We start from the raw sequence: 20,717 nt of genomic DNA on the forward strand, positions 1-20,717 counted from the left end.
GTGGGGAGGGCCGGATGGCCACATATGAGACGCTCACTGCGGCGATGGAAGCCGGAGATGAGCTTGCCGAGGCCGAGATTCGGTATCGGCTCCTGGCGGAGGCGTTCGTGGAGAAGCCTCAGTTGCGGTCGCAGTTGAACACCCAGATTGAGCGGGCGAAAGCTGAGATTGTTCGGCTGCGGGCACTCGCAAAGAAGCCGGAAGCCTCGGAGAAGGCGGCTGACGGCAAGGTGATTGCGTTCAATGCCGATCGATTCCGCAAATCGGGCTAACCCAGCCCCGCTTGTTGATGTCGCCCGCTACTGCGTCATCCCGGATGACATAGCTTTCACCCGTTACGACGAGCTGATCGCCCCGGAGCTACAGGGCATGGGTGTTGTGCTCGACCGGTGGCAGGAGGACGTCTGGTACGCGGCTCTCGGGCTGCGTGAGGACGGTTCGCTTGCGTGTGACGTCATGGGTGTCACGTTGAGCATCAGCAGGCAGTGCGGCAAGACGTGGGGCATCATGGTTGGGCTGATCGCCATCTGTTTGTCGCGACCCGGTACGTTGGTGATTTGGTCGTCGCACCATGACCGGACGTCGTCGGAGACGTTGACGAAGATCGCCGGCATTGTCGAGAAGCCGTTGATTCGCCCCAAGATGCGCCCGCAGCATCCGGTGGTGATGACCGATGACAGTCGTGGCGTGCACTTCGCGAACGGGTCTCGTATCTTGTTTGGTGCTCGGTCGGCGGGGTTTGGTCGCGGTTTCTCTGAGGTTGACATTGAGGTGTACGACGAGTGCCAGAATCTTCAAGAGGCCGCTTTGACGGACATGCTGGCTGCGATGAATGTCAGCGATTTGGGGTTGGCGTTTTTCATGGGCACTCCGCCGCGTCCCAAGGATGTTGCGTTGGGTGTGCACGAGGCGTTCAAGCGTCGCCGGGACCGTGCGATCGAGGACAAGAAGCGGCGCCCGTTCAAAGGTGTGTACGCGGAGATGTCCCCGCAGAAGCCGGATGATGTTGTCTCTGACATTGACGCCCCAGGGTTTTGGGACAAACTGTCCGAGGTCAATCCGGCGTTCGGGTTCCGGGTGGATAAGTCCGCGATCGAGCGGCTTGTGGAGAACATGTCTCCCGAGGATGTGAAGCGGGAAGTGTTCGGCATCTGGGATAAAACCAACGAGACGTTGGCGGTTGTATCCAGCGACGACTGGAAGAACCTGTTCGCGGACCCCGACAATTTGGGTGCGCCCGCATCGTTTGGGATCAACGCGACTCGTTCAGGATGGCTTTGGATCGTTGCGTGCTGGCCTGCGGGGGAGTCGGCACACGTCGAAATCGCCTTGGGAACACAGTCTGAAGTTGAGGCAATGAACTTCCTCACTCAGCACGGTGGTCGGCGCGTACTTATCAAACACGACTCGACAGGCACGGCGAAGGCGGTGGGCGAGAAACTCAAGCAGCTCGGCTATGGCGCGTCTGCGTTCACACAAAACGAGGTTGGAGCTGGCAATGCGTTGTGGTTCGGAATGGCAGAGGGGGGTCGGCTGTCACATGGTGGGCAACAGGAACTTTCCGATGCGATTCGCGGTTCACGGCGGCGAGACCGTACGAACGGTGGGTGGATGTTGATGCCTCGATCGGAATCGTTTGATATTGGTCCGGCGGTGGCGATGTCGGCGGCGGTGTATGCGGCGATGACGGCGCGGCAGCCGACCGGGACGGGGCGTGCTGCCACATCTGGCCGGGTAGCGTCGACGGGCCGCCGGGCTGGGGTGATGTAGATGCAGCCCACTACGGTGCGTATCCCAGATCTGACTGACGACGAGAATGCTTTGGTCAACGGGCTGCTCGGCGAGATTGACCGCCTCCGGTTGAGGAACTTGCTGCGGACTTCGTACTACGACAACCAACGAACCATCCGTATGGTCGGCACCCTGATTCCGCCTCAGTACTTCAGTTTGGGGCTGGTCGTCGGCTGGGTTGGTAAAGCTGTGGATGCGTTGGCTCGTCGCTGCAATCTTGACGGGTTCATGTGGGCGGCGGGCGACCTCGACAGCATCGGTGGCGCCGATGTGTGGGATGACAACCATCTTGCTTCTGAGGTCGACGGCGCCATTATTGCTGCGATGCAGCATGGTCCGGCGTTCCTCATCAACACGGTGGGGCAGGACGACGAACCCGATGCGCTGATTCATGTGAAAGATGCCACGGAGGCGACTGGCGAGTGGAATCGTCGTCGCCGCCACCTGGACAACCTGTTGTCGGTGATTTCGCGGGACAAGGATGGCCGCCCACTGACGTTGGCGCTGTACCTCAACAACGAAACAATCACTGCGCAGCGTGACAAAGTGTCGCTGCGGTGGCAGGTTGATCGAGCGGAGCACGTGTACGGTGTGCCGGCTGAGGTGCTGCCTTACAAGCCGTCGCCGCAGCGGCCTTTCGGGCAGTCCCGGATCACGCAACCCATCATGGGTTTGCAGGATGCCGCGGTGCGCGAGTTGGTGCGCCGTGAGGGGCACATGGATGTGTACTCGTACCCTGAGTTTTGGTTGTTGGGTGCTGACGAAACGGTGTTCCGTAACGCGGACGGCACCCAGCGGGATATGTGGAACATTCGCCTGGGCCGGATCAAGGGCATCAACGATGACAAGGACGAAAACAACCCGCAGTTGGCTCGCGCTGACGTGAAGCAGTTCCCGGCATCTAGCCCGGAAGCGCACTGGGCCGACATCAACGGGTTGGCGAAACTGTTTGCCCGCGAGGCGTCGCTCCCTGACACTGCGGTTGCGATCAGCGACATGGTCAATCCGACGTCGGCGGAGTCATACGATGCTTCGCAGTACGAGTTGATCGCCGAAGCAGAGGGTGCGGTCGACAACTTCACCCCGCCGCTGCGGAAGTCGTATGTGCGTGCCCTGGCAATGAAGAACGGGATCGCCGTCAACGATGTACCGGATAGTTGGAAGTCGATTGACACGCAGTGGCGGAATCCGCGCTACCTGGCGAGGTCTGCGGTTGCCGATGCTGGCATGAAGCAGTTGGCGGCAGCCCCTGAACTTGCGGGAACCGAAGTGGGCTACGAACTTCTCGGCCTGACACCCCAGCAGATCCGGAGAGCCCTCGCGGACCGACGCCGCGACACCGGCAGGTCCGTACTCAACGCCCTGAGGACAGTGAACACGGATGCCGGCAACTCCAGCGGAACTCCGCAGCCTGCTAACCCGCCTCAGCGACAACGCTGAGGCCGACCTGGCGTCCTTGTGGACGCAACTGGATGCCTCCACCGTCGCAGAAGGCTTATTCGATGTGATCCCTGCTCTTGTGGGCGATTACGGGGATGCGGCTTCCGTGTTGACCGCTGAATGGTATGACGAGCATCGGGCGGACCTGAACGTCTCCGGACTGTTTCGGGCTGACGTGCCACCGAATCCGCAACTCGGCGCAGATGCTCTAGCCGGGTGGGGATCGTCTATCGCGCAAACAGATTTCGCCGCTGCTCTACCGCAGATTTCCGGCGGTCTTGTGCTGCGGGTGTTCAACGCGAGTCGTGAAACTTTGACGACCGCCACGAGTGAAGACCCGCAAGCGCGGGGTTGGCAGCGATCCGGCCGGGGAGAGTGCCCATTCTGTCGGATGCTGATCGGGCGTGGCGCCGTCTACACGAAGACGTCGGTCCGGTTCGGATCGCATGACAACTGCAAATGTGTGGCCGTCCCAGCCTTTGGCGGACGACCGATCCCGGTCAAGCCATACAAGGTGACCGATCGAAGCATCACCGATGCTGACCGCTCCCGCGTCCAAGCGTGGATCGCAGCGCACCTCTGAATCTTCCCCTCGACCTGAGGGGGTAAAAGCGCCCACGGCAGCGCTCCAATGCCGGTCGACCGTCCGACGGGACAGAAACGGGAGTTCTGATGAGCGACAACACCCTGCCCATTCATCCGCTGACCGGAATGCAGGCGATCGGATTCACCCGAAAGGGTCCGATCTGGCCGGTACTCGGCGGAGCCCCCGATGGGGGCGACGACGGCGGTGATGGTGGTGACGGTGGAGGAGATGGCGGCGATGGTGCCGACGCTCCGAAGACTTTCACCCAGGACGAGGTCAATCAGATCATCGGTAAGACGCGTACCGAGGAACGCCGCAAGGCGACCGAAAAGTACTCCGACTACGACGACCTGAAGAAGGAGGCGGAGGGCAAGAAAACCTCCGACGACCGGCTGGCCGAACTCGAGAAGAAGTATGCGCAGTCCGAGGCGAACTCGTTGCGGCTGCGTATCGCAGGGGATTACGGGATCAGCACGAAGCGAGGCGAGGATGGGGGACCGTCCGACGCTGAGCTGTTTCTCACCGGAACCGACGAAGAGACCCTCGCAGCACAGGCAAAGAGGCTCTCCGACCGCGTGGCTGAGCAGGCGAACGCCGAAGCCGAACGCAAGAAGAAAAACCCATCAGTGCCCAAGGAGGGCACATCGACACGGACCGGAACGACCACCGAAGAAGACGACCGCGAATTTGCGCGCACATTCTTCGGGGGAAGTCCCTAACCCGAAAGGAACACTCTCATGGTCGCTCTCGCAACCGGAACTTTTTCACTGCCCAAGCACATGGTGCCCGGCGTCTGGCAGAAGGCGCAGGGCCAGTCCGTCCTCGCTCGACTTTCGACTGCCGAACCCCAGGAGTTTGGGGAACAGCAGTACATGACCCTGACGGCCCCGCCCCGCGGCGAGGTCGTGGGTGAAGGCGCACAGAAGAGTGAGTCGACTGCGACGTACGCTCCTGTGACCGCAATCCCCCGCAAGGTGCAGGTCACGCAGCGGTTCAACCAGGAAGTCAAGTGGGCTGACGATTCCCGTCAGCTCGGCGTCCTGCAGACGATGGCGGACCTGTCCGGTGTCGCCCTCGGCCGTGCGCTCGACCTGATCGCCATCCACGGCATCAACCCCCTCACGGGTGCCGCCCTGGCCGGCTCGCCGGCCAAGATTCTCGACAGCACCAACACTGTCGAGTTGACGACCGCTTCGCTGGCCACCCCCGACCAGGCTATCGAAGCCGCCGTCGGCCTAGTGCTCGACGACAGCCTGGCACCCGACGGTATCGCGCTCGACAACAGCTATTCCTTCAAGCTGGCGACACAGCGCGATTCGCAGGGCCGCAAGCTGTACCCGGAGTTGGGGTTCGGCACGGGCGCCACGGCGTTCTCCGGTCTGAGTGCGGCAGTGTCGGACACGGTGCGGGGTGGCCCGGAAGCTGTTACTGCCTCGACCGGCGCCTACGCGTCCACCAACCCAAACGTGAAGGCGATCGTCGGTGACTTCACCGCATTCCGCTGGGGTGTTCAGGTGAACGTTCCGCTGGAGCTGATCGAGTTCGGCGACCCCGACGGGCTGGGCGACCTGAAGCGGCAGAACCAGATCGCCATCCGCTCGGAGGTCGTCTACGGCATCGGCATCATGTCCACCGATGCGTTCGCCATTGTCAAGGACGCGGTCGCCAACAGCTAAGCCGGAAGGGAACCAGTAAATGGCTGACGAAAATGAGACCGTCACCCTGATCGCACCCAACGGTCAAACGGTGTCGGTTGCCAAGTCGAAGAAGGAATTGCGGATCGCCGTCGGGTATCGGCTGCCGGAGAAGCGTTCTCCGGGCCGGCCGAAGGCGTCGAACGACTAGGATAGGTGGCAACTCGTGGCTGAGATAATCGATCTCAATGACCTTCCTGAAGCTTTCGCAACGAATCCCATGTCTGATACGTGGGTTTCTGGGGCGAATGCTCGGGCGTCACGAGTTGCGCCCTGCCTTGCTGCCACGGATACACCCCCCACAGCAGACCAGTTGGCTGAGGCGAAACTGATTCTGGTGGGGGCGGTAATCCGTTGGTCGCAGGTCGGCTCGGGTTCGCTGCAGTCGCAGACTGCCGGACCGTATGGCGTCACTTTCGATACACGGCAGCGCGGCGGGTTCAACCTGTGGCCCAGTGAGATAACCCAACTGCAAGACATCTGCAGGAGTGCGACGGAAAGTCAGGCGTACTCGGTGGACACCGTGCAGTCGGCTACCTGTCACTCACCGATCTGTTCGGTGTACTTCGGCAGTGACTCTTGTTCGTGTGGTGCATCGTTGGCTGGGTCGCCGATCTATGAGCAGGGCGTCTGATGACGTTCCCAGCCTTGTTCACTGTCCAGTATTTGCAGTACGCGAGCGATGGTGACGTGGATGCGCACGGCAATGAGGTTGCCGGGTGGGCAGACCCGGTGGACCGTCAGGTCATTGGTTGGGGTGTGCCGCAAACGTCGGAGCCGACGATGGTTGGGCACGATCGGGACATCGTAGACATCGATCTGTTTGTCCCATCTGACTGGGTGTCGTCTCCGCGGGACAGGGTCGTCTTGCCTGACGTTGGTCAGATGGAGCAGATCGGCCAGGTTGAAGCCACTACCGGAAACCCATTTGGGTGGGTGCCTGGGCATGTGGTGAAACTTAAGCAGGTGAACGGTTGATTTGGCATGTGATCACCGAACGTAAGGGTGATGACGAGAAGGTCGACCAGTTCGATGGTCCTGACGTGCAGGTGGTTACGGAGCCGTCTGGGGTGTTGTTGGTGTTGGAGAGGCCGAATCATCCGTGGGCTGTGTATGCCCCTGGGCAGTGGTTGGGGGTGCGTCGTGTCCGTCAGGATTAAGTGGAATCGTCAAGAGTTGTATGATATTCGCCGCGATGCAGGTGTGGTTGCCGAGCTGGAGGGGATGGCGCAGGACATTTGTGACCGCGCCAACACTGAAGGCAAGGGAACCTATGCGGTCGGTTCGCAGCAGGGCCGCCGCGACCCCCAAGGTCGGTGGCGTACCACTGTGGTGACTGCCGACTATCGGGCGATGATCGACAATGCCCGACACAACACCCTGATTCGGGTCATGGACTGACGATGGCAATCTCATCGGTTGCTGTTGCGCAAGCCATTGTCCGTGACGCACTGGGAATCCCGTGTGGATCGAAAACACCCGAACGTATCCCGTCACGGTTCGTCAGGCTCACCCGGGCTGGCGGCGTGCGGGACAGGGAACTCGACAAACCTCGAATCCTTGTCGAATGCTTCGCCTCCACCACCAAGAATGCACCTGACGGCCCGCAAGCCGAACAGGATGCACTCGACGCCTACGACGCCCTCAAAGCCTCCCCCAACGGTGGCCCCTGGGTGGGGGCGTACGTGACCGGGTGGGACGGCAACACCATCGCCGACTACGACACCCCCGACCTGCCCAATCATTCCCGATGGCAGTTCACCGGAGTTCTGTACGTACTCCGAACCTGATCTTCCAACTCAATAACGCAAAACCCTTTCGGAGGCCCTGACCACAACGCCTGAAAGGGGCAACCAAAATGGGTAACGTTCAGAACTCATTCGTCGCGCAGTCAATTGACGGCGGCGTTGTTTTCGCCGGACCGACCGGCGTGCTCGACCTTCCCACCGACGCCTACGGTGCACTCCCCTCGGAGTGGCTGGCACTGGATCTCGGCACCCTCGCCGAGGACGGTCTGTCGATGTCCTACACGCGGTCCTCGAAGAAGATCAAGGACTTCGACGGCGCCACCTATCTCACCGTGCAGGACGACTTCACGGACGGCTTCAAAGCGAAGTTCCTCGACGTCGACAACATCAACCTCGTTCAGGTGGTGTACGGCGACGCCAATGTCACCACCGATGTGGCGACCGGCGCGCACGGCGAACAGATCACCATCTACCACTCGCCGGAACAGCTGCCGTTCCTGCAGGCGGTGTGCAAGGTCAAGTCCGGCGCCAAGCAGAAGATGTATGTCGCCGAGATCTGCATGGTGTCCGAGGTCGCTGAGATCAAGGATGTCTACAACGACGCCACCAACTACGAGTTGACGTTCGATGTGTTCCGCGGGGCCGATGGCAAGTTCCTGAAGGAGATCCGCGACAACGGCATCCTTGCTGCCGGCTCGTAACCAAGTCCTACCCGGCGGGGGTTTTGTCAGCTCCCTTTGGTCAGGGCCTCCAATCCCCGCCGGGTGGGGTAGGCCCGACCGAACCTCTTCACAAACAATGGAAGGCCCTGACCAGTCATGAATATCCCTGAGGGGTATGTGGTTGCCCCCACCCCCACCGACCACCTGTGCAAGATCGCCGTTCCCGTTCCGGGTCGCGATCCGATCCTCATCGAGGCACCCAAGATTGCGTGGATGCCCCCCGAAGAGGTTGAAGCCTACGAGAAGTGGCTGAACCCGCTGATCGAGGCGGAGAACGACGTTGAGCAGTGGTACAAGGACAACGCGAACACTCCGGAGGGGGAGCAGTCGCCGCGGCCAGCGGAGGCTGAGAAGAAACTCGAGGGTGTGCTGAAGCGGGAAGTGTCGCTGCGGTGGCTGAAACCGTACCTGGCAGCCGCCGACTACAAACTGTTGGTGTCGTCGAAGAAGATCCCGGAACGCACCATCGAATGGGTCACCAACCAGCTGACGTCGCCCGACATTGACCCGGGGGAATCTTCGGCCTCCACCGACTCCTGACGGAGCACGGGGAGGCCATTGAATACGACCTCATCACTGTGGGGTTGCGTAAACGCTGGTTGGGTTGCTCGCAGTTTTCGTGGTCTGACTTGCGGGCGATTATCCGCCGCAACCTGAAGGACCCTGCATCCGAGTTGTATCGGTCGGTTCATCCGGAGGATTGGATGTATGCGGACCCGTTGACGTTGCTGTCGGCGAAGTCGGCGACAACGTTGTCGCGGATGGCTTCGGCGATGACTGGCAGTGATATTGAAGTGTTCGGTCCGCCGCAGGTGGATGATCCGCCCGCCCGTGTTGACCGGTCGGCGGATCGGGCGCGTCAGGATCGGGCGCGCCGGATTGCTGCTGAGATGCGCGCAGAGATGGCCGCTTAGACCGACACGTTCTGTTTTTTGGTGACGGCGGAGCCGATCAGGGAGCCGATAGCGAGTACGCCGAGTGCCGCCACTATGGGGGTTCGGCTGCTGATGGCGTCGCGGCATTCCTGCTTCGTCGCCGACCCTTCGTCTGCTGTGTGCAGGCCGGTCATGCTGTTCGCCAGCGAGTTGACGTCATCTTCGTGTTCGGCGGACGAGTAGTCGCGGGCAATCCAGCTACCACAGTCGACGCCGCTGTCTGTTGATACAGACGTGAACCCGGCGATCGCCGCCCCCACGACCAGCAGGCATCCCAGGATGGCGAAAACACGGCTCGTAGTCATCCCCAGAGGGTAACGCGACCGGTTCTTTCGTGGCTGGCGAAGTCATGCAATTCAACCCATCGAATGGTCCTGTTTGGGGCTGCTCGCCGTTTTTGTGAGGGGAGGTGGCACCGCCTTGGGAGAGATCGCAACCGCCTACCTGTCAATCGTGCCCGAGACGTCGTCAATTCCACGCCTGATAAGTCAGGCGATGGGTGAGGCTGGACGTGACGCCGAGAAGCAAGGCCAACAGGTCGGTAGCCGATTCTCCGCAGGATTCGGCAAGAACGTGAAGCAGCTCGCTGGGCTTGCCGGCATCACGGGCGGTGTTGCTGCGCTCGCTGGCGCTCTGCGTTCCACGCTCAACACGGGCATGGACTTCACTAACTCCCTGAACACCATGAAGGCGGTGTCTGGGGCCACCGCACAGCAGATGTCGTCGGTATCGACAGAGGCCCGAAAGCTGGGCCAGGACAGCAGCCTCGCTGCAACGTCTTCTGTCGATGCCGCGCAGGCGATGGTGGAACTCGCCAAGGGTGGGTTCTCGGTTGACCAGTCGATGAAGGCTGCCCGCGGCACACTCCAGTTGGCTGCTGCCGCGCAGATTTCGGCGGCGGACGCAGCGACGATTCAGTCGCAGGCTTTGCAGTCGTTCGGCAAGAACGCAGACTACGCCGGTAAGACCGCGGACATCCTCGCCAACGCGGCTAACGCATCGTCAGCAGAGATCACCGATGTGGCGACCGCCCTACAACAGGGTGGATCGGTAGCCAACCAGTTCGGTGTGTCGATGAAGGACACTGCCGCCACCATCGCACTGCTGGCCAACGCGGGCATTCAGGGCTCGGATGCTGGCACGTTGATGAAGTCGTCGCTGATCGCTCTCACTGACACCAGTGAGCGGGCGATGACCGCCGCCTCAGACCTCGGCTTCACGCTGGATTCAAATGGAATCCAGTTCAAGGGGATGAAGGACCTGTTCAACACCCTCTCGGGTGCGCAGGAAAGGATGGGGGATGCCGCGTTCCGCACGGCAACTGCCACCCTCTTCGGGTCGGATGCTGTCCGCTTAGCGGGTGTTGCCGCGCAGCAGGGCGGTGAGGGCTTCCAGAAGATGTCCGATGCGATGGACAAGAATGGGTCCGCCGCTGATGTGGCCAAGGCGAAGATGGCTGGCCTTCCCGGTGCGTGGGAGCAGCTGAAGAACTCGGCCGAGGGTGCCGCGCTGCACTTTTATGACGCTATCCAGGGGCCGCTCACCCAGGGTGCCAAGGCGGGCGCCGATGCGATCGATCACCTAGTCGAGTCGGCAAAGAAGGCCACGCCGGTTGCGCAGGAGATGTTTTCGCAGATAACGCCTGTGGTTGGGGGTGCTACGTCTACCCTTGCGGATCACCGGGACATCGCGCTGAAGTTGGCAGCTGCCTATGTTGGGCTGAAGGTGGTCAGGGCGACCTCTGACAATCTGTCGGCCGGGTTCAAGAATGTTCGCAGTGGTGCGTCTGCCGCAGATGGTGCGACGGGTCGGTTTTCGAAGGCGCTCCGAAGTGTTGGCGGCGCCGGGGGTACGGCGACGAACGCGGCGGGCTCGATACGGGAACTCGGCTCTGCTTTCTCCCAGTCCGTGACGTGGATGCGGCAGGCCAACCCGCAGATGTCGACGATGGCAGCCCGGTTCTCCGTGCTCCGCCAGAATGGGCTGAATGCTGCTGGTGGCATGACCGCGATCAAGGGTGCGGCGAGTGGCCTGCTGGGGTTCATGGGTGGCCCTCTTGGCGTTGCGTTGGCGGTGGGCGGAGTTGCTCTCGGCCAGTACGCCCAACACCAGGCCGATGCGGCGCAGAGGGCTGCCGAGCACAAGGCTCAGGTCGACGCGCTGTCGGAATCCATCAACTTCAACACTGGGGCTCTCGACGCCAACGGACGCAAGCAGGTCTACGAAGACCTCAACAAGGCCGGGGCATTCAAGAACGCCAAAAAGGGTGGCGTCGACGTCACCTCGGAGCAGATCCAGGCGGCCGGTGAGGGTCAGAAGGCGGCGCTTGCTGAGGTCAACGCGCAGATCGACGCAGTGGTGCGGAATCGCGTCACCGACGTCATCTCCGACCGGCAGGCTCAGCAACTCAAAGCTGCCGGCCTCAGTATCGATGACTACACGGCGGCGCTCCGCGGAAACGCAGACGCGCAGAAGCGGTTCGCCGATGCGGGGCAGGGCCGTGACTGGCGTGTCGCCGCGAAGGATCTGGGCGACACAGCACAGGCCGCAGTCGAACTCGGTTATGCGCTGGGCGGATCGAACGACAAACTGAGTGAGGCGCAGCAGAAGGCTCGCGAGGAATCCGACGCCCTGGGCCTGATGAAGCAGCACCTCATTGACATTTCGACCCAGTTCAAGGGGCAGGGCAAGGGCTTCTCGATCGACGTCGACACACAGCAGATCGCTGGCGCCGAGGACGTCCTGCAGAGGATTGGCTTCACTGTCCAGTCTTTGCCGAATGGGCAGGTCAAGGTGACCGCCAACACTGATGAGGCTGCGCAGAAGCTGCAGTGGATCACCCAAAACGTGAACGTGCTCAACGCCATCAAGGCGAACCCGTCGATTGACCTGAACAAGGCGCAATTCGACGCGAAAAACAACGAGGCTCACGGCCTACTCGCTCAACTCGATCGAACCGCAGTGTCTCCTGAGGCCGGGTTGACGATCCAGAAGTTGCTGGAGGGTAAGTCGGTGTCCATGTCGGAACTTCAGGTTCTGGACAAGACGACCGCCAACCCCAAGGTCGACATGCTGATCGACAAACTGATGCAGAAGTTGGGCATCGTCAACACCGAACTTGATCGGACTGCGCGGGAACGCACCGTCAGTTTTCGGGTGCAGATGCCGGACGGCTCGTTTGCTTCACCCGCATATTCCGGAGACACCTACAGTGGTCCCGGTCGGGCTGATGGTGGTATCGACTTCGGCAGGAACGGCCAACGCATTGCGGCGTTCGCGTCGGGTGGGATGCGAACCCTCACTGACCCGCTGATCCTTCCCGGCAGCGGTAATGGGCAACTCGTGCAGACCCCTGCCGGTCCTGCGCAGGTGGCTGAGGGGGAAACCACGAAGGAAGCGTGGATTCCTTTCGCCCAGTCGAAGCGGAAACGCTCCACCAGCATCCTGGCCACTGTCGCACAAGCATTCGGGTATGCGTTGGTGCCGCAGGAAAGCCTGCCGAACAGCCTTTCGGGGGCGTTGGGTGCGGTCGTAGGCACTGGTGTGAAGGCGTTGGCGATGCGTTCCGGCGCGGACCGTCTGGCCAAATTCGCGCTTGGTGGCATCCGTGGCGCCGACGACGTCAACCGATTCCCCCGCGACAACGGCCTCGAGGGCTCCCCCTACGTGTGGGGTGGAGTGCACTGGGGCGACTGTTCCGGTGCGATGTCGGCGATTGCCCGCTATGCGGTGGGTCTTGATCCGTGGGGTGGCCGTTTCGCCACCGCCAGTGAGCAGGATGCCCTGCTGAAGATGGGGTTCCAGCTTGGGTCGGGGTCGTCGGGTGATCTGCGGTTCGGCTGGGTCAACGGCGGTCCTGGTGGTGGGCATACGGCGGGCCAGTTGCCGGACGGCACCAACGTGGAGATGGGTGGCGCCCGCGGCAACGGGCAGGTTGGTGGCGGTGCCGCCGGCCCCGATAGTTTCCCGAATCGTGCGTTCCTGCCGATGGGTCCGTCGTGGAGTGATCCGGGATCCGATCAGGGTGGTTGGGTGCAGCGTCCCGATGGGACGTGGGAGCAGGTGGCTCCCGGCGCCGGAAACTATGGTGCCATCGGCGGCAGCGGCATCAGCGGCATCAGCGGCTCCTCTGGCGGTTCGGAGGATAAGTCGCTGTCGGGTCGTCTCGGCGGTGTCGCTTCAGCGTTCGTGTCAGGGCAGGTCAAATCGCTGCTGGATGTGGTGTCAGCCAATGACACCCCCGGCATTTTGGGGGCGATCTCCGAGTACGAAAGCCAACTGAAGCAATCCCCGTCTGGAAGTACATCGAAGTCGGTGCCGAAGGAAGTTCGGGAGCAGGCGAAAAACGAGTACGACTCGGCGAAGCAGCAACTCAAACAGGAGTATGACGCCGAAAAGCTGTCCCGCACCCAAGAGTATGAGCTGCAGCGGCAGGCGATCGTCAACGACTACACGGCGAAGAAGATCGACAAAGCCACCTATGAGCAGAAACTCAACGACCTCAAGCATCAGCATGAGGCGGACGAGTTGTCGAAGAAGCAATCCTATGACGCCGAGGTGGATCAGGCGAAAGCCAAGTACGAGTCGGCGATCGGTAAAACGGGGTCGGGTTCGGGTGCGGACACGTCCGGGCAGTCGTTGGAGGCCAAGCAGCAGTACGAGAATGAACGGTTGGCCCGCGACCAGGAGTATGACCAGGAGAAGGCGAGCCGGAAGGCCACTTATGATGCGGCGCTGAAGGATTTGCAGGCGCAACGCAAAGCGAAGCAGTTGTCGAAGGAGCAGTATGAGGCGAAGTCTGCTGAGCTGAAAGCCAAGTATGACGGCGATCTGCAGTCGTTGAAGGTGAAGCATGACAACGCCGAGTTGGAGAAGAAGCAGGAGTATGACCGTCTGTCGGCTCAACTGAAGTCGCAGGGCGGTTCGTCTTCCCCGTCTCCGTCGATTACTGATCCGGGTACGCAGAAGCCGGCACCCGGCCAGGATCTGGGTGGGTTGGTTCCGACGACTGGTAGTGCGATCAAGGATGCGTTCCGGTCGGGGTTGCGGGAGGCGTGGCGTCAAGGTCAGCCGTGGACGGACACCGACTGGATTGTTGGTCGGGAGTCGTCGTGGAATCCGAACGCCCGCAACGGTGACCATTTCGGGCTGGGGCAGTGGGACAGTAATGCGTGGGCGGCTGCGGGTAAGCAGCAAACCCCGGACCCACTGGTCCAAGGTGAGGTGTACGACAACTATGTGTCGGGCCGGTACCCCGATCCGGAGAAGGCTCGCGCCCATTGGGAGGCCAAAAACTGGTACGACCAGGGTGGCGAAGCACACGGTATCGGCGTGATGCAGAAGAACGTGCTCAAGCCGGAGCGGGTGTTGTCTCCTGACGAGACGCAGGCATTCCAGGTAGGGATGCGTAACGGTTTCAGTGGCAACTCTGCCGACATTGTGGAGCGTCTCGACCGGTTGATCCGGTTGATGACCGTGCAGCCGCAAGGGGCCAAGTACTACCTGCCCAATGAGCAGTCGATGCAACGGGTTCAGAAGCAACAAGAGCGCAAGACGCGGGCAGCATTGGCGGGTATCTGATGAGTGTGTACGAGTTGGCGACCATCGAGTTGGTGGCTGATGACGACGAAGTGACCATCTCTGGTGGCGGGTTCGATTTCCGCGACATCAAACTCGATGTTGATCCGGAGGGCCCGTTCTCCGATGAGTTGGATTTGAAGGTCATCGAGACGGCGAACGCGCCGGGTGGTTTGGCTGGTCAGGACGAGTTCCCGATCCGCGAGTTGACGTTGCCGTTCAACCTGTATGACACGGGTGATGGGATTGAGGCGTCGATTTCGAGGTTGCGGAAGTTGTGGCGTCCGGGCCGCGAAATTCTGTGGCGGGTCACCACCGACAGTTCGGATGTGCGGTGGTTGTCGCTGCGCCGGTCCAAGGGCATTAAGTTCTCACCCACCCAGGACTGGAACCTGCACGGCCATGCCACAGCGGTCGTGACTGCGGTTGCGTTGCAACCCGACTACGAGTCACCAGCGTTGGAGGTGACCGTCACCAACCCGTCGTCGGGATCGAACACCCTGTATGTGCCGGTGTGGAATCCGACCGACAAGAAGGCGTGGCCGGAGTGGTGTTTGAAGCCGAACGGGTCAGCAGTGTTTTCGTTCCCGGATTTCAGTTTCGGCAACGAACAGGACATCGACCCCACCTGGACACCCGACGATCACGCCGACCGCATGATCGTCACACCCGATGATGATCCGTATCCGCCGATCTCGGTGATGTGGTCGGTGATGTCCGATCCGATCATGGACACCTATGTGGCGGCCGATTTGTCGAACGCCAACGGCCAGATGCAGGGTGTGGAACCACTGTATTGGGTTCCTCCGTATACGGGGTCGGCGGCTGATCCGGTGATGATGCCGGTGACGATCAACGGTCCTGCGGGGGCGCAAGCCAAGTTTACTTTGCGCCGGTTCTGGTCCGCCGAAAGCGGTTTGGAATGAGTGTTGTCGCCTATGCGGGATCTGATGTGGATGATTTCGCGTTGTGGGCTCGCGAGATCCGCGACACCCGCCGGGCGCGCATCTCGAAACCGGCCCGCATCCGCCTGTACGACGGCGACTGGAATTATCGGGGCACCGCAGCACTGGTGATCGAGGGTGGCGTCACCCTGAAAATGAACGACACCGGCACCGTGCACCTGGAGTTGCCGATCGCGAACGGAAAGATCAACCCGTACACGGGGAGCGATCTCGACGAGTTCTCACAGTGGGCGCAATCCCAGAAGGACCGCCGGTCCACGTTCCTGTCGCATTGGGCGTTGGATCAGGATGCCCGCGGCACCTCCAACATTCACGTCATCGTGGAGAAGGACGGCGGCCGTATCGGTGGGCGCACCAACCCTGAGGGTGGTGTGACCATCAAAAAGTCGAAAGACGGGTCGCGGGTGATCCTCGAGTTCTTGGAGGACATTCAGGAACTCAAGCACGTTCACATGGCAGCTTCTCCGTTTCTGCCGGTGTCGCTGATTCAGCAGCCGAAGGTGCAGTTCCTGTGGGCGCCCGCCGACTGGGGTGGCCTACTCACCCTGGGTATGAACGTTTTGCGTAACCAGGGCACCAACTTCAACATGAACTTGGACCTGTTGGACCCGTCGACGTGGACGGGCGGGTTGTGGGCGCAAGCCCAAATCATTCCAATGCCCAAACCTTTGGGCTCGTCAGTAGCCCCGACGACGATCATCACTGGCACGATCAAACAGTCGTGGTGGGATGTGATGTCCCCAATCCTCGAGGATGCCGAGGAGATGATCGTCACCCGACGATTCCTGGACGGCGACCCCGAACCGTGGGCGGGTGCCGGCACTGATTGGCGTCAGGGCACCCTGTTCGTCGACATTGTGGACAAGTCGGGCTGGTTGGCGGGAACCTCGCTGGGCGGCAACCTGGCGACCGGGTTGGTGCGGTCGATAGCGAACGTCACCTCCAACTACGTGGAAGACTCCTACGACCTGCTGACCGGAGATCCGGTGGACACCACCGGCTATCAGCTTCCCGGCGTTTTGGGTACGCAACCCCCACACCCGTATGTGGTGTATCGGGATGGCGACATCACCGGTGTCGACAATTTCGAGTTGACTCGTGCCGCTGGCGGTCCGTGCCGTATCACGGCGGGCGGCGAGAGTATGCCCGGAGTGAACGAGTTGGAGGAAGCTGTCATCGGCTATGCCGGGGATGTGTTGGGCGACAACATCAACATCGCCGGTTACGGGGTGGGGTCGCTCGGCAACATTCTGAACGCCTTCCTTATGCCGATTCTGCGTAACAGCATCCTCGCCTACATGAGTGTCCCTCTGATCGGGCGGGCGGCACAGCAGGGGTGGGGGCACTACCTCGAAACCGCTGCTACGGGTGTGACGCAGGCGTACACACCCGCAGCCATCATGGATTTGCGGAAGCGGCGCCGCGAAACAGACCCCGATGTGGCGTTCTCATTCGAGGTTGCCTCCGCCTGCCCGTGGCTGATTGGCGATAACGGGCAAGGTCATTGGTGGTTGGGTGACCGGGTCGGCGCCACCACAGAGTTTTTGGGGGCGCGTGTGTTTGTGACTCGCTGCCGGGAAATGTCGTTGCCGATCAGTCGGGATGAACCGTCTGTGTGGAAAGCCAAGTTTGGTGATCTGCGTACGAAGCGTGATGCGTTGGAAAAGTTGGTTGACACTGCTGCCACCGCATTCTCTGCCCTCAATGAGATTGGTATCGCGTAGCTATGGATGACAAGAAGGCTCGGGTGGATCAGTTGGCTGCGGCGTTGGTGTTGGCGTTCGCTGCGGCGGACGGTGCAGCCCCGGTAACGATTTTGCGGCCTGTAGCCGAGTTTCTGGATGACTTCGGTATCCGCCAAACGGATGTGGTGGACAAGGCAGATCTGGAAGCGAAACTATCTGCTGTTCCGGGGTGGCAGAAGGAACGTATCCGTGAGGAGTCGCAGGACGTTCCGGTGGAGCCGGATCATCATGCGGTGCAGTCGACTCCTCGGGTGGCGAAGGCGCCGAAGGTTCCGAAGAAGATTCCGGCGAAACTGCTTGGCACCGTGAAGAACGGCTAGGAGAACACATGACTCACATTCTTGGTATCCCCCGAACGTTTGGGCGGCTGGTCAACCACGATCCGCGGTCCCGCTCGTACGGGATTGTGGCGAATCCTTCGGTGCGGTTGCGGACGGTGATGTGGGACAACCACGCCCCGGTCCTCGACCAGGGCTCGGTCGGGTCGTGTACGGGTAATGCGATGGCGCAGTGGCTCAACACCACCCACTCCCAAACTGCTAGTGATGGGTGGCTGGTGGAGGAGGATGCGGTGGCCATCTATTCGCGGGCCACCCAACTCGACGGCATTGACGGCGAATACCCGCCCACTGATACGGGTTCGGATGGGAACTCGGTGGCGAAAGCTGCCCGCGAAAAGAGCCTGATCAGTGGGTGGAAGCACGCGTTCGGTTTCAACCAACTGTTGCAGGCGCTGCAGTCAGGTCCGGTGATGGTGGGCACGGTGTGGTTGACCGGTATGAACGAGCCGGTTCGGGGTTCGGTGTTGTCGGTGTCGGGGGATGAGGAAGGTGGCCACGAGTATCTGATCCGTGGCTGCGACATGGACAGCGAGTACGTGACGATGCTCAACAGTTGGTCGGATCAGTGGGGTGATGGTGGGTCTGCGCACATCTCGTTCAGGGACATGGATGCCCTGTTGCGGGCGCAGGGCGATGTGACGGTTCCGGTGCTGTGATGGACGTCATTCTTCCGCACACGTACCACGCGCAACAGACCGGCTACACATGCGGTCCGTCGACGGCTTTGGTGGTGTTGTCGACGTACGGCATTGCTGTGACGGAGCAGCAGATGGCCAGGGAGTGCGGCACCACTGTCGACGGCACTTCCGATGTGTCACGCATCAACACCGTGCTCGGTGGCCGAACCGGCCGTGCCTACAGTGCCCGCTACGTCCAGAACGGCAACCCCACAACAGAACAGGTGGAGGCACTGCGACTCGCAGTCACCGAAACCATTGTGAACAGTCGCCGCGGTATGCCGATCAACATTTGGGCACAAGGCAACACCCGACCCCCCGGCTATCCGTGGGAGCTGATCATGCACTACATCAGCGGGGTGGGGGCGAAGGTTCGTGATGACGGTTTGGCGTCGCACGTGTACATCAGTGATTCGGCGCGCTTCTCCGGTGTTGAGCACTGGTGGATGAGCATTGAGCGGTTGGCGGTCAACATCACCCCGAAGGGCTACGGCGCTTTGGTGGCACCGGATGTGCCGAAAGCGAGTTGGGCGGACACGGAACTCACCAAACGCTATCCGTCGCGCTCCAAGTATCGGGCCAACGATGAGCCCGTCGACACCCTCGCCGGAATGATCCTCCACATCGATGCCCGCGTGCACGAACGGTACACGGAGGACCACCGATGACCTTCTACGGCATTGACGTATCCAACCATCAGGGCAACTTCAACTTCGGGCTCGCCAAAACACAAGGCATCTCGTTTGCCACCCACAAGGTGACCGAAGGAGACGGGTATCGCGACCCGTACTGGCCTCGGGCGAAAGCGGAAATGCAGAAGCACTTCCCCGGCCGTTGGGGCGGATATGTGTTTTGTCGCTGCGACACCGACCCCATGGCAGAGGCGCGACTCCTCGCCTCCCATGCAGGGTCAACAGACTTTCCGCTGCAGATCGACTACGAAGACACCACCACCCCAGGATCGTTGTGGGATTTGCAACGGCGTATCGCCGCCTACAAAGCGGTGGGGTTCACCCGGTTTCTGCCGATCTACATTCCCCGCTGGTATTGGTCGTCACGCATGAAGTCGGCCGACCTGTCCGGGCTGCCAGCGCCGATCTGGAACTCCCACTACGTGAACGGTGGGGGTACACCTCCCCAGTTGTATCCGGGGGATTTGCACGCAGGGTGGGCTGACATGGGTGGCAAGCCTGTGCAGATCCTGCAGTTTTCGGAAACCGCCACTGTGGCCGGTCAATCCATTGATGTCAACGCCTTCCGAGGTTCGGGAGACGAGTTCAACCGCATGTTTGGAGATGCCATGTCGAAAGCCGATGACGAACTGTCCAAGAAGTTTCCGTCCCGCTCGAAGTATCGGGCCTCGGATGATCCGATCGATACCCTCGCCGGGTTCGTCCTCAACATTGATGCCCGCATCCATGAGGAGTTCGTGGAGGGTCAGGCCCGTGCGGGCGTGCCGGAGTTTGTGGATCTCGTGAAGCGCGAGGCCGCCAAGGGTGATGCCGGTGCGAAAGCCGTCCTCGCCGACATCGAAGGGAAGAAGTGATGAACGTTCTCGAGATCCGGTCGTGGGCTGATGTTCGTGCCCTCGCCTACACCCTGCTGCCCATCGCCACCACACTGCTCGTGTCCTATGGGGCGCTCAGTGATTCGCAGGCCGCCCTGTGGACGGGTTTGGCGACTGCCATCCTCGGCCCCGGTATCGCGTTTGCGATGGCGCGGAGCGTGTCCAGCTTCCGTGCCGCATTCTATGCGACCACCACTGCCGGTCAGGCTGTGGTGGTCGGGTATGGGCTGCTGACCGATGCGCAGGTGGGGGTGTGGCTTCCGTTGGTGTCGGCGTTGATTGGTGGTGCTGCGGGCAGTGTCGCCAACGCCAACACTCCGACGTCGTCGGCGTTCAGCCAGGGCAGCAATGCAGGACACGCTGACCCGAACGCGCCCATCGCCGAATGAGCCTGCCCCTCAACCCCGACACCTGGAACGGTGTCGGGGTTGTCGGGGTCCTCGTCGTGTTCGTCCTCATCGTGTTTTGGGGCCTCAAATCGGGGTGGCTGATCCTTGGTATCCACCACCGCGAGATTGTCGCCGCGAAAGACGAAACGATCTCCGAGCTACGTGAAGGGCATCGGGAGGACAAACGCATCATCCGTGAACTGTCGACAACGGTGTCGGAGTGGGATGTGGCGGGGAAGTTGCAAGCCCACCTTCTCGATTCGATTCGAGAGACCACTGGGGGGCAACCGTGAAGTGGCCGTGGACGAGGGAAATCGAGAAGGCACGTGCTGATGCTGAGCAGGCGCGGGCGGAGAAACGGGAAGCTGTCGAGTTGTCCCGTCAAGTAGAGACCACAGTTCAGCAATCAAAAGAGACAGTGCGCAAGTTGCGGTGGCACCTGGAGAAGAACGGGTGGACCGAACTTTTGCAAGAGGCTTGGAGTGGCCGATGATCTGTCGTTTCCTCACGTGGCTACGGAGCAGTGAACCGATCATCGGT

At 61.3% G+C, this 20,717-nt stretch carries 24 protein-coding genes; 23 read left to right on the forward strand and 1 reads right to left on the reverse strand.

The features are described 5' to 3' along the window. The first annotated feature begins 14 nt into the window (after positions 1-14). The 13 genes from ACVT6V_RS15850 (at position 15) to ACVT6V_RS15910 (ending at position 8,895) form a co-directional block, all read left to right on the forward strand. Positions 15-272 (forward strand): hypothetical protein, encoded by a 258-nt coding sequence (locus tag ACVT6V_RS15850; RefSeq protein ID WP_489894347.1) that lies wholly within the window; start codon positions 15-17, stop codon positions 270-272. Further along, entirely contained in the window at positions 244-1,770 is a 1,527-nt protein-coding gene (locus tag ACVT6V_RS15855) for a hypothetical protein (protein WP_489894349.1), read from the forward strand. Before ACVT6V_RS15850 ends, ACVT6V_RS15855 begins: the two co-directional genes overlap by 29 nt. Next, on the forward strand, positions 1,771-3,231 hold the full coding sequence (locus ACVT6V_RS15860; RefSeq protein ID WP_489894351.1) for a phage portal protein: 1,461 nt from the start codon (positions 1,771-1,773) through the stop codon (positions 3,229-3,231). Continuing rightward, the gene (locus ACVT6V_RS15865; protein ID WP_489894353.1) at positions 3,173-3,814 is read left to right on the forward strand and encodes a VG15 protein; all 642 of its coding nucleotides are present in this window, start codon (positions 3,173-3,175) and stop codon (positions 3,812-3,814) included. The genes ACVT6V_RS15860 and ACVT6V_RS15865 overlap by 59 nt, the downstream gene beginning before the upstream one ends. Positions 3,815-3,903: 89 nt before the next feature. Further along, on the forward strand, positions 3,904-4,536 hold the full coding sequence (locus tag ACVT6V_RS15870) for a hypothetical protein (RefSeq protein WP_489894355.1): 633 nt from the start codon (positions 3,904-3,906) through the stop codon (positions 4,534-4,536). Between the two features lie 18 nt (positions 4,537-4,554). After that, positions 4,555-5,493, forward strand: coding sequence for a phage major capsid family protein (locus ACVT6V_RS15875; RefSeq protein WP_489894357.1), 939 nt, complete (start codon positions 4,555-4,557; stop codon positions 5,491-5,493). Between the two features lie 19 nt (positions 5,494-5,512). Continuing rightward, on the forward strand, positions 5,513-5,662 hold the full coding sequence (locus tag ACVT6V_RS15880; RefSeq protein WP_489894359.1) for a hypothetical protein: 150 nt from the start codon (positions 5,513-5,515) through the stop codon (positions 5,660-5,662). Between the two features lie 482 nt (positions 5,663-6,144). Then, positions 6,145-6,489 (forward strand): hypothetical protein, encoded by a 345-nt coding sequence (locus tag ACVT6V_RS15885; protein WP_489894361.1) that lies wholly within the window; start codon positions 6,145-6,147, stop codon positions 6,487-6,489. Between the two features lie 165 nt (positions 6,490-6,654). Beyond that, positions 6,655-6,912: a hypothetical protein gene (locus ACVT6V_RS15890; RefSeq protein WP_489894363.1), complete on the forward strand. Its 258-nt coding sequence runs from the start codon at positions 6,655-6,657 to the stop codon at positions 6,910-6,912. Positions 6,913-6,914: 2 nt separating this feature from the next. Then, the gene (locus tag ACVT6V_RS15895) at positions 6,915-7,301 is read left to right on the forward strand and encodes a hypothetical protein (RefSeq protein WP_489894366.1); all 387 of its coding nucleotides are present in this window, start codon (positions 6,915-6,917) and stop codon (positions 7,299-7,301) included. A gap of 68 nt (positions 7,302-7,369) precedes the next feature. Continuing rightward, positions 7,370-7,960 carry a hypothetical protein gene (locus ACVT6V_RS15900; protein ID WP_489894369.1) on the forward strand — a complete coding sequence of 197 codons (591 nt, stop codon included), beginning with the start codon at positions 7,370-7,372 and terminating at the stop codon, positions 7,958-7,960. 117 nt (positions 7,961-8,077) lie between these two features. Further along, positions 8,078-8,521: a hypothetical protein gene (locus ACVT6V_RS15905; RefSeq protein WP_489894371.1), complete on the forward strand. Its 444-nt coding sequence runs from the start codon at positions 8,078-8,080 to the stop codon at positions 8,519-8,521. Between the two features lie 89 nt (positions 8,522-8,610). Continuing rightward, positions 8,611-8,895: a hypothetical protein gene (locus ACVT6V_RS15910; RefSeq protein ID WP_489894373.1), complete on the forward strand. Its 285-nt coding sequence runs from the start codon at positions 8,611-8,613 to the stop codon at positions 8,893-8,895. Here the strand turns inward: ACVT6V_RS15910 and ACVT6V_RS15915 are convergent. Next, positions 8,892-9,221, reverse strand: a complete 330-nt coding sequence (locus ACVT6V_RS15915) for a hypothetical protein (RefSeq protein ID WP_489894375.1) — start codon at positions 9,219-9,221, stop codon at positions 8,892-8,894. The two genes, ACVT6V_RS15910 and ACVT6V_RS15915, sit on opposite strands and share 4 nt — an antisense overlap. Before the next feature lie 115 nt (positions 9,222-9,336). Between ACVT6V_RS15915 and ACVT6V_RS15920 the strand changes: the two genes are divergently transcribed. From ACVT6V_RS15920 to ACVT6V_RS15965, 10 genes are read left to right on the forward strand one after another with little or no spacing between them, the layout of a single operon-like run. Further along, entirely contained in the window at positions 9,337-14,496 is a 5,160-nt protein-coding gene (locus ACVT6V_RS15920) for a phage tail tape measure protein (protein ID WP_489894377.1), read from the forward strand. Between the two features lie 32 nt (positions 14,497-14,528). Then, entirely contained in the window at positions 14,529-15,419 is an 891-nt protein-coding gene (locus ACVT6V_RS15925) for a hypothetical protein (RefSeq protein WP_489894379.1), read from the forward strand. Next, positions 15,416-17,182, forward strand: coding sequence for a Gp37-like protein (locus ACVT6V_RS15930; protein WP_489894381.1), 1,767 nt, complete (start codon positions 15,416-15,418; stop codon positions 17,180-17,182). Before ACVT6V_RS15925 ends, ACVT6V_RS15930 begins: the two co-directional genes overlap by 4 nt. Before the next feature lie 2 nt (positions 17,183-17,184). Further along, on the forward strand, positions 17,185-17,523 hold the full coding sequence (locus ACVT6V_RS15935; RefSeq protein WP_489894383.1) for a hypothetical protein: 339 nt from the start codon (positions 17,185-17,187) through the stop codon (positions 17,521-17,523). 8 nt (positions 17,524-17,531) lie between these two features. Beyond that, positions 17,532-18,200, forward strand: coding sequence for a C1 family peptidase (locus ACVT6V_RS15940; protein ID WP_489894385.1), 669 nt, complete (start codon positions 17,532-17,534; stop codon positions 18,198-18,200). Then, positions 18,200-18,889 carry a C39 family peptidase gene (locus ACVT6V_RS15945; RefSeq protein ID WP_489894387.1) on the forward strand — a complete coding sequence of 230 codons (690 nt, stop codon included), beginning with the start codon at positions 18,200-18,202 and terminating at the stop codon, positions 18,887-18,889. The genes ACVT6V_RS15940 and ACVT6V_RS15945 overlap by 1 nt, the downstream gene beginning before the upstream one ends. Beyond that, entirely contained in the window at positions 18,886-19,767 is an 882-nt protein-coding gene (locus ACVT6V_RS15950) for a glycoside hydrolase family 25 protein (protein ID WP_489894389.1), read from the forward strand. Before ACVT6V_RS15945 ends, ACVT6V_RS15950 begins: the two co-directional genes overlap by 4 nt. Then, complete coding sequence (locus tag ACVT6V_RS15955; protein WP_489894391.1) at positions 19,767-20,177, forward strand: phage holin; 411 nt, start codon at positions 19,767-19,769, stop codon at positions 20,175-20,177. The genes ACVT6V_RS15950 and ACVT6V_RS15955 overlap by 1 nt, the downstream gene beginning before the upstream one ends. Next, positions 20,174-20,470, forward strand: a complete 297-nt coding sequence (locus ACVT6V_RS15960; RefSeq protein WP_489894393.1) for a hypothetical protein — start codon at positions 20,174-20,176, stop codon at positions 20,468-20,470. Before ACVT6V_RS15955 ends, ACVT6V_RS15960 begins: the two co-directional genes overlap by 4 nt. Then, the gene (locus ACVT6V_RS15965; protein ID WP_489894395.1) at positions 20,467-20,670 is read left to right on the forward strand and encodes a DUF7620 family protein; all 204 of its coding nucleotides are present in this window, start codon (positions 20,467-20,469) and stop codon (positions 20,668-20,670) included. Before ACVT6V_RS15960 ends, ACVT6V_RS15965 begins: the two co-directional genes overlap by 4 nt. Positions 20,671-20,717: the final 47 nt, after the last annotated feature.

Source organism: Gordonia sp. LMA167, assembly GCF_058130025.1.